The organism is Robertmurraya sp. GLU-23, from assembly GCF_052983275.1.
Genome location: NZ_JBRKCV010000031.1, coordinates 1 through 14,492, shown reverse-complemented (window position 1 = coordinate 14,492; position 14,492 = coordinate 1). Strand labels below are relative to the sequence as shown.

At 37.5% G+C, this 14,492-nt stretch carries 13 protein-coding genes and 1 rRNA gene; 4 read left to right on the top strand and 10 right to left on the bottom strand.

The annotated features are described in order from the left end of the window. A 16S ribosomal RNA gene (locus ACVBAX_RS24985) occupies window positions 1–114 on the bottom strand; the annotation flags it as partial. Window positions 115–392: 278 nt separating this feature from the next. Beyond that, window positions 393–1,268 carry a nucleotidyltransferase-like protein gene (locus tag ACVBAX_RS24980; RefSeq protein WP_430775999.1) on the bottom strand — a complete coding sequence of 292 codons (876 nt, stop codon included), beginning with the start codon at window positions 1,266–1,268 and terminating at the stop codon, window positions 393–395. Between the two features lie 154 nt (window positions 1,269–1,422). Between ACVBAX_RS24980 and ACVBAX_RS24975 the strand changes: the two genes are divergently transcribed. Next, the gene (locus ACVBAX_RS24975; RefSeq protein WP_430775998.1) at window positions 1,423–1,785 is read left to right on the top strand and encodes a YgzB family protein; all 363 of its coding nucleotides are present in this window, start codon (window positions 1,423–1,425) and stop codon (window positions 1,783–1,785) included. Between the two features lie 27 nt (window positions 1,786–1,812). On the opposite strand, the gene perR is transcribed toward ACVBAX_RS24975, so the two are convergent. The 7 genes from perR to ACVBAX_RS24940 form a co-directional block, all read right to left on the bottom strand. Then, window positions 1,813–2,253, bottom strand: a complete 441-nt coding sequence (gene perR, locus ACVBAX_RS24970; RefSeq protein ID WP_119707042.1) for a peroxide-responsive transcriptional repressor PerR — start codon at window positions 2,251–2,253, stop codon at window positions 1,813–1,815. 109 nt (window positions 2,254–2,362) lie between these two features. Next, window positions 2,363–2,908 (bottom strand): cob(I)yrinic acid a,c-diamide adenosyltransferase, encoded by a 546-nt coding sequence (locus ACVBAX_RS24965; RefSeq protein ID WP_447119613.1) that lies wholly within the window; start codon window positions 2,906–2,908, stop codon window positions 2,363–2,365. Between the two features lie 198 nt (window positions 2,909–3,106). Beyond that, complete coding sequence (gene bcp / locus ACVBAX_RS24960) at window positions 3,107–3,577, bottom strand: thioredoxin-dependent thiol peroxidase (RefSeq protein ID WP_447119611.1); 471 nt, start codon at window positions 3,575–3,577, stop codon at window positions 3,107–3,109. A gap of 76 nt (window positions 3,578–3,653) precedes the next feature. Then, a complete protein-coding gene (locus tag ACVBAX_RS24955) occupies window positions 3,654–4,064 on the bottom strand; it encodes an ion channel (RefSeq protein WP_430775995.1) in 411 nt (136 codons plus the stop codon). An 82-nt stretch (window positions 4,065–4,146) separates the two neighbouring features. Next, complete coding sequence (locus ACVBAX_RS24950; RefSeq protein WP_447119618.1) at window positions 4,147–4,917, bottom strand: ABC transporter permease; 771 nt, start codon at window positions 4,915–4,917, stop codon at window positions 4,147–4,149. 19 nt (window positions 4,918–4,936) lie between these two features. Next, window positions 4,937–5,728: an ABC transporter permease gene (locus ACVBAX_RS24945; RefSeq protein WP_447119608.1), complete on the bottom strand. Its 792-nt coding sequence runs from the start codon at window positions 5,726–5,728 to the stop codon at window positions 4,937–4,939. A 1-nt stretch (window position 5,729) separates the two neighbouring features. After that, window positions 5,730–6,737, bottom strand: coding sequence for an ABC transporter ATP-binding protein (locus tag ACVBAX_RS24940; protein ID WP_447119606.1), 1,008 nt, complete (start codon window positions 6,735–6,737; stop codon window positions 5,730–5,732). A 164-nt stretch (window positions 6,738–6,901) separates the two neighbouring features. Here ACVBAX_RS24940 and ACVBAX_RS24935 point away from each other — a divergent pair, with 164 nt between their 5' ends. The 3 genes from ACVBAX_RS24935 (at window position 6,902) to ACVBAX_RS24925 (ending at window position 14,343) form a co-directional block, all read left to right on the top strand. Then, the gene (locus tag ACVBAX_RS24935; RefSeq protein WP_447119604.1) at window positions 6,902–8,197 is read left to right on the top strand and encodes a glutamate-1-semialdehyde 2,1-aminomutase; all 1,296 of its coding nucleotides are present in this window, start codon (window positions 6,902–6,904) and stop codon (window positions 8,195–8,197) included. Window positions 8,198–8,588: 391 nt separating this feature from the next. Then, complete coding sequence (locus ACVBAX_RS24930; RefSeq protein ID WP_447119602.1) at window positions 8,589–13,058, top strand: glutamate synthase-related protein; 4,470 nt, start codon at window positions 8,589–8,591, stop codon at window positions 13,056–13,058. A gap of 202 nt (window positions 13,059–13,260) precedes the next feature. Beyond that, entirely contained in the window at window positions 13,261–14,343 is a 1,083-nt protein-coding gene (locus tag ACVBAX_RS24925) for an FUSC family protein (protein WP_119707035.1), read from the top strand. Window positions 14,344–14,399: 56 nt separating this feature from the next. Here ACVBAX_RS24925 and ACVBAX_RS24920 read toward each other — a convergent pair. Beyond that, window positions 14,400–14,492, bottom strand: a 93-nt coding sequence (locus ACVBAX_RS24920) for an IS3 family transposase (protein WP_447119616.1), incomplete at its 5' end; no start/stop codon positions are given.

The following is a 14,492-nucleotide window of genomic DNA, read 5'->3' as shown; positions in this document are numbered from 1 at the left end:
ACTCACCCGTCCGCCGCTAATCTTTGGGAGCAAGCTCCCAAAGATCCGCTCGACTTGCATGTATTAGGCACGCCGCCAGCGTTCGTCCTGAGCCAGGATCAAACTCTCCAATAAAGAGTAAGATTTAGCTCTTAAAGTTAAAACGTTGGCTAGTGTGTATTTCAACACTAATCATTTTTTGTTGACGTATGATTTGTTTAGTTTTCAAAGAACAATTATTACCATTTCGCTCAGAGGCGACTTTAATAATATATCACAGCGTTAATATCATGTCAACACTGTTTTATAAAAACATTTCCGTCAACTACAAAGCCATTTAAACGACATTTCGTAGCGACGGATATTAATATAACAAGAATCCCATCTCAGGTCAATAAAAAAGTGATATTTTTTTACGATAATTTTTCAGCAACTTTATAATATCTATGAAAAACACCTTGTCCCTTTGTTTCCTGATTAACAACCTCAATATATCCTTTTTCTATTAAGTACTCTAATAACATACTTAAATCTACCGAGTATTCTCTCAGCTCATCATGACTTAAGATTTCTTGGAACGCCCAGACGTCCTTTTGCTCTAACACCTCTTGAAGATGCATAATGCCTACTTTTGTTCTTGAATGAATAAGAAACTCACTGGCTAAAAACAATAGTTCAAGCCTTTTTTCAATTGATTCTTCACTTGTTACTAACTCTGAATACAATTTAAAAATTTCCGGTTCAATTTGTTTCACCTGATGCCAAACAGTCACTTCAGGATGAAAGCCGTTTTCGATTACAGCAAGTCTTGCTAAATGATGAAGAGAGTGAACTACATGATTATATGCATCTAAATGATGTTTATTTTCGAAGAACGCTTTCCCGTCCATATAGCGACGAATCAATCTTGCAAACTCGAGTCCCATCTTTACTTTTCTACCATAGAAAGGGAATTCCATAAGCTCTTTTTTCAAGTTATGAAGGTACTCATTACGATCGAATTGAATTTTCCCGTTATAAAACCAGTCAAAGATTTTACGATTTGTACCAAGAAGAATCCATTCATTAATTTGCGCTTCTGTTACAACATGTAATGCAGCTTTTTTATTTTCATAGGTGTAATGTTTAATAAAAACCGCTTGTTCCGCTTCCTTTACAACAATAAGTAAAACAGCATCAAACGTATCTGTAGTAGGAATGGATTTTTGTTTTTTCTCTATAAATAAAACACCAAGTGTATTAGCTTGGCTTGCCCGTTCCTGATATAAAGGACGGAGAAAGTCTTCCATAGGAATTCCTCCCAATTCTTGATAGGCTATAATTTCGACGTCGAACATGAAACTCCTTCAAAATAAAAAGTCAAATTTCGACACGAACCTCCTTATTATATATTTATCTCATCAATAATGGTATGATATATTTAGCTTTTAGGAGGGAATAAAAATGGGTAAATACTCTAGCAAAATCAATAAAATTCGTACTTTTGCTCTAAGCTTAATTTTTATTGGATTCATTATTATGTATATAGGAATCTTCTTCAGAACGGCTCCCTTAGTTATGACTTTCTTTATGCTTCTAGGGCTTTTATCAATTATTGCAAGCACCGTTGTATATTTCTGGATTGGAATGTTATCTACGAAGACCGTTCAGGTAGTTTGTCCGAATTGCCAGAAAACAACTAAGGTATTAGGGCGAGTAGATATGTGCATGTATTGTAACGAGCCACTTACTCTTGACCCGAGCTTAACCGGCAAAGAATTCGATGAAAAATATAACCGTAAAAACAGCAAAAAAGCTGACATGTGAGTCAGCTTTTTTTTCCATCTTTTCCGCTTAATGAGCTTCTTTAATAGCGCAATCTGGACAAGTTCCGTAAATCTCCATTCGATGGTGACTTACTTTAAATCCTGTAACATGAGATGCTAATTGTTCTACTTCATCAAGACCCGGATAGTGGAAATCAACGATCTTTCCACACTTTTCACAAATCACATGATAATGATGGGTTGTAATAAAATCGAACCTACTGGATGCATCACCGTAAGTAAGTTCTTTTACAAGTCCAACCTCGCGGAATACTCGTAAATTATTGTAAACTGTAGCCACACTCATATTAGGGAATTTTCCTTCAAGAGCTTTATAAATATCATCAGCAGTCGGGTGTGACATGGAGTTTATTAAATATTCAAGTATCGCATGACGTTGGGGAGTAATACGGACTCCAGTTTCTTTTAATGTGTCAAGTGCTTCTTTCAATTGATGCGACACCGCCATGCACCTCTTTCCTAGTAAAAATTATTACTTTATAATATTTACAATTAGTGTACTAATATGTGTTATACTTTGTCAATATTCCTGCCGTGTAAATGATAAATATTTATTCTTACACTTTTACTAGTACATCATTTATCCCCTTTTGGCTATTTACATATCTTCCTGCTACAAATAACAAATCAGATAGGCGATTTAAATAGGCTATTATCATCGGGTTTACTTGTTCAATATTGACTGCACATCTTTCTGCCCGCCTTACAATTGTCCGTGCCAAATGAAGGGCTGCGGCCGCAGAATTCCCCCCTGGCAAAATAAAATTTTTTAATTCTTTTAGCTTCTCTTCCCACCGATCAATACACACCTCAAGTTCCCTTACATGTTCTTCCGTTACTGTGCTCGTCACTTTCTTTCCTATTGGTGTTGCAAGCTCAGCTCCCACATAAAATAGTGTCGTTTGTATATGACTAAGTGTTTCTTTTATATCCTTCTCTGCTTCTTGATCATCTAGAACCAAAAGACTTAAAGCAAGACCAATCGCCGAGTTGGCTTCATCACATGTTCCATACGCTTCCACTCTTTGGTCACTTTTCTTTACACGCTCACCATAAAGCAAAGATGTTTTTCCTTTATCGCCTGATCTTGTATAGATTTTCATACCCCACCTCTTTAGTTAATTCCTCTTATTACTATATGTATGTAGTTGATATTTCAATTTATTCAAAAGAATGACTAGCACACACATAAAAAAAACAGGCTATGATTAGCCTGTTAAAAAGTATCTGAGGAGGTATGCCCTAATATAATGTATTCACTACTTGTTTATTTGAATGGACAATAGCCTTTAAAAAGAAAATTAGGCAGTAATTTTTTCTTTTAAGAATTGTAATGCCTGTTCCACATGACCTTTCACAGACACTTTTCTCCATTCCTTCACTACGATTCCTTCTTCATTAAGAATAAAGGTTGATCGCTCAATGCCCATGTATTCTTTGCCAAAGTTCTTTTTTAATTTCCATACCCCAAATGCTTCTGACAACTTTTGTTCTACGTCTGCTAATAATAAAAAGGGAAGATCATATTTATCAATAAATTTTTCATGTCTACTTATCGGATCTGTACTTACCCCAATAATAACAGCGTTCAAGTTAGCAAAGCTTTCATGCTGATCTCGAAAATCACATGCTTGTGATGTACAGCCTGGCGTCATATCCTTTGGGTAAAAGTACAACACAATATTCTTCCCCTTAAAATCTGAGAGACGAACTGCCTTCCCATTGCTTGCAGGCAATGCAATATCCGGAGCTATTTTTCCTATTACATCCATATATACCCCTCCAATATTCTGTATACAGTTAGCCTATCTAACTTACAAACAAAATACAACTTTGGAGGGGGTATAATTAGTTCTTTTCCATATCAATAACTGCTCTTGCTACAAAGGCAGCAGGAATTGTATACCCTATCAGAGCTTGAAACACCGCTATCCCCCGTGCGATACCAACTGGTGATATATCACCATACCCAACCGAGAAGAGGGTAATCGCACTAAAATAAATACTTGTTGCTAATCTCTCTATATAATGAAAGGAGTTACCTGCTTGGTTCGTTTCAAGCAATACATCGTGACCATGTATTTCTAATAATAGATATAACAAGCCAAAACCAATGGTTACTGTTGCGTAAATAAAAGCAAGAAAGAGAAAATTTTCGAAGGACACCTGTTTCCCTTTTATTTTATTCGGGACAAATAGCAGTCTTAGGCTCATAAAAAGACACACGAAAATAATTAGTAAAGACAGAGTAAATATCATATTCCTATCCTCTTTTCAAATGAACTCCCTCATTTTACTATACGCGCCTCTTAATTATGTTATGACTGCATGTACACGTTCTTTAGTTCCCAGCTCCTCGATATCTTTTAACTCCCTCATTCCACACAAATACGGATATGGTAAAAAACACAACTCCAATAACAGGAGTCAAAAAGGAATACACATACCATTCTTCTCTTCTTAAGAAAAACGCAGCTGGGTAAACTCCGACAAATGCAAAAGGAAGGATCCATGTGAGCACAAAGCGGATTACCGTGTTATAAATATCTACTGGGTATCTTCCATAATTCCCAATGTTGTACATCATTGGCATAATCGATGTTCTAGCATCTGCCCAAAAGCTAATACAAGCGATAAGAATAAACACACCTGCATACACAAGAGCTCCACCAATTACAAAAACTAAGAACAAAATCGGATCGTACCAATTGAAAGAAAGTCCAAGGCGGGCACCAGCATATGCCATAACCATAAAACCTGTAATCGCACCAAATAGAGATTCCAATTCCATTCGTTCAAGGACAATCTGAAACAGACTGTGTATAGGTCGAGTTAAAATTCTGTCCAGCTCACCTTTTACTATATATCGCTCGTTAAAATCCCAAATATTAAAGAAGGACGAAAATAAAGCAAATGGTACGAGGAAGAAACCATAAATAAAGATAATCTCATCCCGGCTCCAGCCGTTTAAAAAATCGGTATGACCAAAAACAACAATAATGAAAATTAAATTTACCGCTTGAAAAAGCAAATCTGACACTAGTTCAACAACAAGATCCGAACGATATTGAAGCCTAGTTTTCAAATATTGACCAATATACTGTGAAAGCATTTGTAAATAAAACACTCTATTACCCTCCTTGGATGACAAGCATTTTCTTGGCTAATATCCAAAGAGCCTGTATCGGAACGATTAAAATTAACACCCACATACCTTGTAGCATTATTGCTTGTATGGTCTCACTAAACGAAAAACCATTCGTAAATATCATGCTTGGTACATAACTGATTCCTTGAAATGGAAGAAACTTAAGTACCTCTTGAATTCCCTGAGGAAAAAAACTGAGCGGTAATAAAAGTCCAGAAAACAAATCAATAATTACCCGCTTTGCTCGAATGAGACCTGTATTATTAAATAAGAAAAAAGTAGTCATTCCTGTTAATAAATTGATTTGAGTATTTATTAAAAAGCTTAAGACAATGGAAACAAAAAAGAGTGCCCACGTGTAAATATCAGCTGAAAAACGAATGGGGAAAATCAACGAAACGATAAGCATTCCAGGGACAGAAAAGAAAAACAAACGGAAGATTCCTTCACCTAGCCCCTGCATGGTCTTCATCGTTAAGTAATTATAAGGTCGTATTAACTCAACAGCTACCTTTCCTTCCTTAATTTCCATAGCCATTTCTCGGTCAATATTATTAAAATAAAACGCCCGCGCCATCCACGCGACCGCCACATAGGTAGTCATTTGGAGAACCGATAAGCCCTCAATCGTCTCCTTCCCCCCATAAATAGCCTTCCATAAAAAATAATAGGCACCGATATTAATACTATAAATTAAGATACCTGTGTAATAATTAGTACGGTACGCTAACATCATTAAGAATCTTATTCGTATCATCTCAATATACTTTTCCATACTATACTTCACCTTTCTCATAAATCTTACGGATAATTTCTTCAGTAGAAACCTCCATAATCTTCACATCTTTTATTTGAAAGGAAGAAATAACTGTGGCAATCAAATCCGAGACCGCATTCGCTTCGTCGGTCGTATAGGCAGTAAAAACTTGCTCTTTTTCTTCTATCTCCCATTTAACAGGTAGCTCACGAGTTACCTTCTCTAAGGCCGAAAGCTCAACACTCTCTAAAAATTGAAATTGAACCTCTTTTCCTTCACCCCATGTTTCCTTTAAGTTTTTCAAAGCTCCATCGTAAATAATATTTCCTTCATCAAGCATAACGACACGGTCACAAAGCGCTTCAATATCCGTTAAATCATGTGTAGTTAACAGGATGGTCGTATTATATTTTTCATTTATTTCCTTTAAGAAATCACGAATTTTTAGTTTTACGAGCACATCTAGTCCGATGGTTGGTTCGTCTAAGAATAATAGCGGTGGATTATGTATGAGAGCAGCAGCAAGCTCACAGCGCATCCGTTGGCCTAACGATAACTTTCGAACAGGCTTATCCAGAAGTGGTTCAATATCCAGTGTTCGGATGACATGCCCCATGTGGCGGTCATACTCTTCATCGGAAACTTTATAAACCTTTTTTAATAAACGAAAGGACTCTTGGACCGCAATATCCCACCAAAGCTGTGAGCGCTGTCCAAATACTACACCAATTGTCTGAACAAAAGCCTCCCGTTCTTTATGAGGATTCATCCCATTTACTACCACATCACCTGCAGTTGGTGTTAATATACCTGTTAGCATTTTAATTGTGGTTGATTTACCAGCTCCGTTCTCACCGATATACCCAACCATTTCTCCTTGCTTAACGGAAAAGCTAATATCATTTACCGCACGAAGCACTTTATAATTTCTCGAAAATAAGTCTCTAAACGCTCCCTTAAGACCCGAACGTGAAGAATACGATTTAAATTCTTTTCTTAATCCATGTACTTCAATAGCATTTTTCATCTTGTTTCCTCCATATCTATCAAACACAAATCTTAGTGTACCCAAACCACTATCTCTTCTCAACCAAATACACTTAGAGAAAAAATTCGCTATAGTTGTACATAAGGGAAAAAGGACAAAAACATGCTAAAATAAGGTCATTCGATTTAACTAGGAGGAGAAACATGCAATTTACGAATTCAGAACGATTACATAATGAAGCATTAGAGGTTATTGTTGGCGGGGTGAATAGTCCCTCCCGCTCCTATAAAGCCGTCGGAGGCGGTGCACCAGTAGTTATGGAAAGAGCAAACGGTGCTTATTTCTGGGACGTTGATGGCAATCAATACATTGATTATTTAGCAGCTTACGGTCCCATTATCACTGGACATGCACACCCACATATTACAGAAGCAATAAAAAGAGCAGCAGAATCTGGTGTACTATACGGAACACCTACTCCTCATGAGGTAAAGTTTGCAAAAATGCTTCAAGAGGCAATGCCCAACTTAGAAAAAGTTCGATTTGTCAATTCTGGGACTGAAGCAGTTATGACGACCATCCGTGTTGCTCGTGCTTATACAGGAAGAGATAAAATTATTAAGTTTGCTGGTTGTTATCATGGACACTCCGATCTTGTTCTTGTCGCTGCAGGGTCAGGACCATCTACTCTAGGCACTCCGGATTCAGCGGGTGTACCAAAGTCAATAGCTCAAGAAGTCATTACTGTTCCATTTAATGATATAGAACCATTTAAGGCAGCTTTAGAAAAATGGGGTGATGAAATTGCGGCCGTTCTAGTTGAGCCGATCGTCGGTAACTTTGGAATTGTTGAACCAATTGAAGGATTTCTACAACAAGTGAATGATTTAACTCATGCAGCAGGCGCACTTGTTATTTACGATGAGGTAATTACCGCCTTCCGTTTTATGTATGGCGGTGCACAAGATCTATTAGGAATCCAACCCGACTTAACCGCATTAGGGAAAATTATTGGTGGTGGGCTTCCAATCGGCGCATATGGAGGTAAAAAAGAAATAATGGAAAAGGTTGCCCCCCTAGGTCCTGCTTACCAAGCTGGTACAATGGCAGGTAACCCCGCCTCCATTCTTTCAGGCATAGCTTGTCTAGAAGTGTTAAATCAAGATGGAGTGTATGAATATTTAGACGGATTAGGCGCCTTGCTCGAGGAAGGTATTTCACAAGCAGCGAAGGAACACAACATCTCCATCTCCATTAACCGTTTAAAAGGGGCATTAACGATTTATTTCACGGACGAAAAGGTTATTAATTACGAACAGGCTGAAAACACCGACGGTGAGATGTTCGGAAGATTTTTCAAGCATATGCTTCACCAAGGAATCAACCTGGCACCTTCTAAGTATGAAGCATGGTTTATTACGATTGCCCATACACAAGACGATATTGAGGCAACCCTTCATGCGGTTAACAATGCCTTTGAGCTATTAAAGACCGAATAATTATTCATGTTTTTATACATTACGGAACTTTACAAAGGTTCCGTTTTTTTCTATTTATATTATGAAAACGCTTCCATCACTAGTGTGAGACTCTTAATTTCCAATATTTTTTCCTTTTTCCCTATCCAACTTTTTGTATATTTAATTGATTTCTGAAAATTCATATGATATCATAAATTAAACAATTTTGTTTTATGTTCGACCTTTCTTGCAGCCAGTGACACTTCCCAAAGAAGGTAAAGATCAAGGTATAACCCCAACCTTTAAACACTGACTTGCTAAACCAACGTTTGTATCCGCGATTTTTTAAATTCATTCTTAACAAATAGATCTTTGATCAGGAGGTGAAACGGCTTTTGAGGGACAGAGCATTCCCGATTAGCCGAAAAGTATGACAGAACAATGGACCCCTTCTTTATTTAAAGAATTCTACCGCGAAGAGCATGATGCATGCGGTATTGTATCTAGCTTAGAAAAATCAAATAAGCCTACAAAAGAGAATATCTTTAATTGTATCAATGCACTTGTCACCATGAATCACCGAGCAGGATTTATTAACGGAGAAGGCGATGGAGTAGGGATTCACATTGATATCCCTAAAGCATTGTGGAAAGAAAAGCTAACAAATGCGGGAGCTGACCAAAGCATCGTTGACAATGACAACTTTGTCGTAGGTCATATCTTCATTAGCAGTAAACACACTCCTGAAGACATTAAAACAGACTTGATTGCAAAATTAAAAGATTCTAATTTTACTATTGTTTTTGAATCAGATGAAGTAACAAATTCTTCAGCACTAGGGCCTATTGCGATCCAAGAAAATCCTGTGTTCTGGCAGTTTGCTGCTTTAGCAGATGTTTCTGGCCAAGAGCTTTCTAACAAGCTTTTTAACATGACTGTCGATTTTGAGAAAAATGAAAATGTACATGTAGCATCATTAAGCCAATACCATGCTGTATATAAAGTAATGGGCGCTGGCGATATTCTTCCTAAGTACTATACTGACTTAGCAAATCCTATTGTTGCTTCTACTATGACACTTGGACACAATCGTTACTCAACTAATACATTGTCTAGCTTTTTCCGTGTTCAACCTTTCAGCGTTCTTGGACACAATGGGGAAATTAACACAATTGCTAAGCTAAGAGACGAAGCTCGTTTAATCGGTGTACCTCTTGTAAAAGATGGTAGTGACTCACAAGACTTAAGTAGAACATTGGAGACATTGATTTGTCGTGATGGATACTCACTATTTGAGGCGCTGGATTTAGTCTTCCCTCCAATCGTGAACGAAATTAAATCATACCCTGAACATTTACAAGACTTATATACTTATATGCGTGAGGCTTGGGGACATTTCGCACAAGGACCTGCTGGAATTATCTCTCGTTTTGGTGACGAAGCAGCATTTAGTGTTGATGCCCTTGGATTACGTCCACTTTGGATGCTTGAGACAGAAACATCATACCTGTTCTCCTCAGAACCAGGAATCATTCCATCAAGTGAATATGTAAATGAACCAAAGCCATTAGCACCAGGTGAAAAAGTAGGTTTTAAGTGGGATGGCGACACATTAAAGCTTTATGGGCATGATGATTACCAAGCTGCTGTATACGAAAGATTTTCTAGTCGTTGCGACATTAAGGATGCGAGACTACGTCTTGATGCACCAGCTCTTGAGAAAAATGTATCAATGAACTACCCAACAAAATTACACAACGGACAATACAAAGCATTTGGCTGGGAGCGTGACCAGGTTCAGTTAGTAGAACAGATGGCGGAAAAAGGTGTAGAGCCTATTCGTTCTTTAGGGCATGACTCACCATTAGCTTCTCTAAATCCTGAGCGTAAAAATCTGGCTGACTATATTAAAGAAAGCGTTGCGGTTGTTACAAATCCAGCAATCGACCGCGATCGTGAAACAGAACATTTCTCAACTCGCGTAATAATCGGTCAAAGACCTTCTTTATTCGAAAATAATAAAAAAGGTAATGTAGTAGAATTAACCACTCCTATTTTAATAGAAGGATCAGCTGGTTATGAGATTAGTAAAGAGCTAAGTCAACCTAGCTATGATCAATTAACGAATCATTTTGGACAACAAAAGCTTGTAGCTTATATTTCAACAACTATTAAGACTGAAGAGACAGTTACTGAAGCTTTATCTCGACTACAATCTGAAGCGGTTGAAGCTGTAAATAGCGGAAAAACACTTCTAGTCCTTGACGATAACCATGCACATCATGATGGTCAGTTATGGCTTGATCCTCATTTAGCAACCTCAGCTATTGATCAAGCACTTGTAAAAGCAGAGGTTAGAAGAAATTGTTCCCTTCTCCTTCGTTCTGCTGCTATCCGTTCTTTACATGATGTGATTGTTGCATTTGGTCTAGGAGCAGATTTAATTAGTCCTTACTATATGTTTATCACTGTATTTGATGAGTCAACAAAGCCATTGGTTAACCTATACTCTGCCCTTACAAAAGGACTTGAGAAAGTAATTTCTACAATTGGTATCCATGAGCTACGTGGTTATAGCCGATTGTTCTCTGCTATCGGATTAAACGATGAAATTGCAAATGCACTTAAAGTCGTTAATTTCTTTGGTTCTGAACATTCCGTGCATAATTTTGCAACACTAAAAGAAGATGCCATTGCAAGAGCCACTGACTACCATAATGAAAAGGAAAGAATCGGAAAAACATTCAACCTCTTCCCGCGTATTTGGAAAGCAATTGGAGAAGTTGCTTCCACTGGAGACTACACTCCATTAAAGGAGAAAATCTCTGAGCAAGAAGAGCAAAATCCAGTAACGATTCGTCACTTAACAAGTTTAAAGAAAGTAAAGTCTACTGTAAGAGCAGCAGATGTTAGCTTAAAAGTAGGAGAGCATGATCTTCCATTCGTTATTGCTTCTATGTCTTTCGGTTCTCAAAATGAGATTGCTTTCCGCGCTTATGCTGAAGGTGCAGATCGACTTAACATGGTTAGCTTAAATGGTGAGGGTGGAGAGATTAAGGATATGCTTGGTAAGTATCCACGTACACGTGGACAGCAGGTAGCTTCCGGTCGTTTCGGAGTTAATGCTGAATTATTAAACTCTTCTAACCTACTTGAAATTAAAATTGGTCAAGGCGCTAAGCCTGGTGAAGGTGGTCACTTACCTGGATCAAAGGTAACTGCGAAAATTGCTGAAGCACGTAATGCAACGATCGGTTCTGACTTAATCTCACCTTCTAACAACCATGATATTTATTCAATTGAAGATTTGGCACAAATGATTCATGAATTAAAAACAGCTAACGACAAAGCAAAAGTTGCTGTAAAAGTTCCTGTTGTACCAAACATTGGAACAATCGCAGTTGGAATCGCAAAAGCTGGAGCAGATATTATTACCCTAAGTGGATTTGACGGTGGAACAGGTGCAGCGAGAATTCATGCCCTTCAACACGTTGGTCTTCCAGTAGAAATCGGTGTTAAAGCAGCTCACAATGCTCTTCTTGAAGCAGGACTGAGAGATCATGTAGAGCTTTGGGCAGACGGTGGAATTAAGAGTGTTCAAGACGTAATTAAGGTAATGCTTCTTGGCGCTAACCGTATCGGCTTCGGAACACTTTCTATGATTGCTATCGGATGTACAACTTGCCGTGGATGTCATCTAGATACATGTCACGTTGGGATTGCGACTCAAATCGATTCCGAAGCACAAGCTAAAGAACATGGTTTAAGACGTTTCGTTCCAAGACAATCTGACTTAGCAGTCCAAGCGATTGTAAATTTCTACACGGCATTTGCAAATGAGCTGAAGGAGCTTACTGCATCACTAGGGGTAAAAAATCTTCAAGACATCGTTGGTCGCTCTGATCTACTTGAACAAACAAAGGGTCAAGAACAACTGAACTTAACATATTTGTTAAAGCCTCTTGAAATTGGTCAGCTTCATCATAAGGAAGCTGCAGCTACTGCAGAAGAAAAGCAGCTTCAAGTTGCAGTTGGTGCAGAGTATTTAGATGCAAGCGTTGATGAGTTACACCAATCACGTGAGTTCCATAGTGTTACATCTGAACAAAGAGTATTAGGTAGCCGAGTATCTTGTCACCGCGTACGTGGTCGCTTAGACGGATCATACCGCAGCCTTCCTCCTGTTCAACTGAAATACAAGAAAGGCTCTATCCCTGGAAATGGCCTAGGTGCTTATAACAGCGATGGAATCAGTATTGAAGTTAACGGTGGCGCACAAGACGGTACAGGTAAGACATCTGTTGGTGGTAAAATCCTTATCTTTAAGGCTCAAGGGAAAAACGGCAAATACTTGAATGGTTCCGTTGGTAAAGGCTTTGGATACGGAGCACAGCATGGTCTATTAGTTGCACAAGGAAACGCCGATGCTCGTGCGGGAATTCGTCTATCTGGTGCTGATATTATTATTGGTGGTCAAGTAACGAAACCAATTCCAACTGTTGAAAATGGAAATATCGGAGCAAGAGCAAATATTAAAGGTTTTGCCTTTGAATACATGACAAATGGCCGTGGCCTTGTTCTTGGTGATCCAGGACCATGGATTTGTGCAGGTATGACTGGTGGAGTTGTTTACTTAAGACATCAACCAGAAATGGGCTTAACAAAAGAAGCGTTACAACGAAGAATTGCTAAAGGTGCTAAAATCTCAATCACTAATTTAACAGCAGAAGGTAAGCAAGATATCAAGGAACTATTAGGTCAATATGTTGCATTGCTTCAAGAGCAAGGTCAAGAAGAAGAAGCTAATCAACTTGCTGAGCTTTTAAAACAACCAGAACAGCACTTCGTTCAAGCAATACCAGTTAAAGAGCAAGCAGATCCATCTGTTTCTACAGAGTGATTTTTAAATGAGCTTGTACAAAGAAAATGCCCCTTTTTGCGGGCATTTTTTTTTGTAATAAAAGCTTACAAAATAATATTGCATAAAAATCATAAAATATATAAAAAATCATATAAATAACCCTTGAACTTACATTTTAATCACTGTATAGTACATTATTGTTATTAAAACTTATCAGTAGTAGGAAAGGAATTATTTACTTATGAAGCTTGGCGCCCGCATTCTAAAGACGGGAATTGCAATTGTTTTATCTTTGTTTCTTGCGGAGGTTTTCCAATCACCTTCCCCTGTTTTCGCTGGAATTGCTGCAATTTTTGCTTTACAACCCACCGTATACCGATCTTATTTAACGATTATCGAACAAGCACAAGGAAATTTAATCGGTGCTGTTATTGCCGTATTATTTGTATTAACACTTGGAAATAACATAGTTATCATTGGGCTGGCAGCTATTATTGTCATTATTATCAATCTTAAATTAAATATAGAAAAAACCATTCCACTTGCACTTGTTACTATTATCGCAATTATGGAAAATCCTAGTGATACATTTATTGAATTCGCAATTATTCGTTTTTCTACCATTATGCTTGGAATTTTCGCAGCATTTATTGTTAATTTAGTTTTCCTACCACCTAAATACGAAAATAAGCTATTCTTTAAAATATCAAATATGATGGATGAAATCACTCGCTGGATACGAATGAACACAAGAAACGCCTCAGATCATCATTTGCTAAAGAATGATATTGAAAAATTAAAGGATATGGTGATCAAACTCGATCAGTTATATATTTTATATAAGGAAGATCGAAATTATTTTAAAAAGAATGATATTGTCAAGGCAAGGAAGCTTGTCATTTATCGTCAAATGATTTCGACAACCAAACGAGCACTCAATGTGTTAAAAAGGCTTCATCGTTATGAAAATGAACTCTCTCAGCTACCAGAAGAGTTTAAACTAGAACTTCAGCAGCAACTCGATTGTTTAATTGATTCTCATGAACAAATCATGTACCGATTTGCCGGTAAGGGAAAGATGCCACCAAATCACGAGGTTGGCAACTTCTGTTTGAATAGAAAAGATCTATTTAATTTATTTCTTTCTCAACAAGATAAACTAAATGAGCATGAAAACGATAATGTCTTTTTTCATACTATGCAAGTCGTTTCCGCAATGGTAGAGTACGACGAAACTTTAGAGCATCTAGATGTTCTTGTTAACAGCTTCCATTCGTATCATAAAGAAGTAAATGAAGTGAAATTCGAGGAAATTCAAGATTAAAATAGGAAAAAGCAGCTGATTTTTTGATCTGACCCAATAAAGTTAGACAAATATTTTTAGGCAACTTCTAAGATCTGAGTTCGGTATTCTACTGGACTCAGATCTTTTAATTTTGCTTTCATTCTCTTTTGATTGTAGTAATCAATATA

Bases quoted from the DNA above. Each gene is read 5' to 3' on its own strand.
- ACVBAX_RS24980 (WP_430775999.1), bottom strand. From the start codon at position 1,268: ATGGAAGACTTTCTCCGTCCTTTATATCAGGAACGGGCAAGCCAAGCT.
- ACVBAX_RS24975 (WP_430775998.1), top strand. From the start codon at position 1,423: ATGGGTAAATACTCTAGCAAAATCAATAAAATTCGTACTTTTGCTCTA.
- perR (WP_119707042.1), bottom strand. From the start codon at position 2,253: ATGGCGGTGTCGCATCAATTGAAAGAAGCACTTGACACATTAAAAGAA.
- ACVBAX_RS24965 (WP_447119613.1), bottom strand. From the start codon at position 2,908: ATGAAAATCTATACAAGATCAGGCGATAAAGGAAAAACATCTTTGCTT.
- bcp (WP_447119611.1), bottom strand. From the start codon at position 3,577: ATGGATGTAATAGGAAAAATAGCTCCGGATATTGCATTGCCTGCAAGC.
- ACVBAX_RS24955 (WP_430775995.1), bottom strand. From the start codon at position 4,064: ATGATATTTACTCTGTCTTTACTAATTATTTTCGTGTGTCTTTTTATG.
- ACVBAX_RS24950 (WP_447119618.1), bottom strand. From the start codon at position 4,917: ATGCTTTCACAGTATATTGGTCAATATTTGAAAACTAGGCTTCAATAT.
- ACVBAX_RS24945 (WP_447119608.1), bottom strand. From the start codon at position 5,728: ATGGAAAAGTATATTGAGATGATACGAATAAGATTCTTAATGATGTTA.
- ACVBAX_RS24940 (WP_447119606.1), bottom strand. From the start codon at position 6,737: ATGAAAAATGCTATTGAAGTACATGGATTAAGAAAAGAATTTAAATCG.
- ACVBAX_RS24935 (WP_447119604.1), top strand. From the start codon at position 6,902: ATGCAATTTACGAATTCAGAACGATTACATAATGAAGCATTAGAGGTT.
- ACVBAX_RS24930 (WP_447119602.1), top strand. From the start codon at position 8,589: ATGACAGAACAATGGACCCCTTCTTTATTTAAAGAATTCTACCGCGAA.
- ACVBAX_RS24925 (WP_119707035.1), top strand. From the start codon at position 13,261: ATGAAGCTTGGCGCCCGCATTCTAAAGACGGGAATTGCAATTGTTTTA.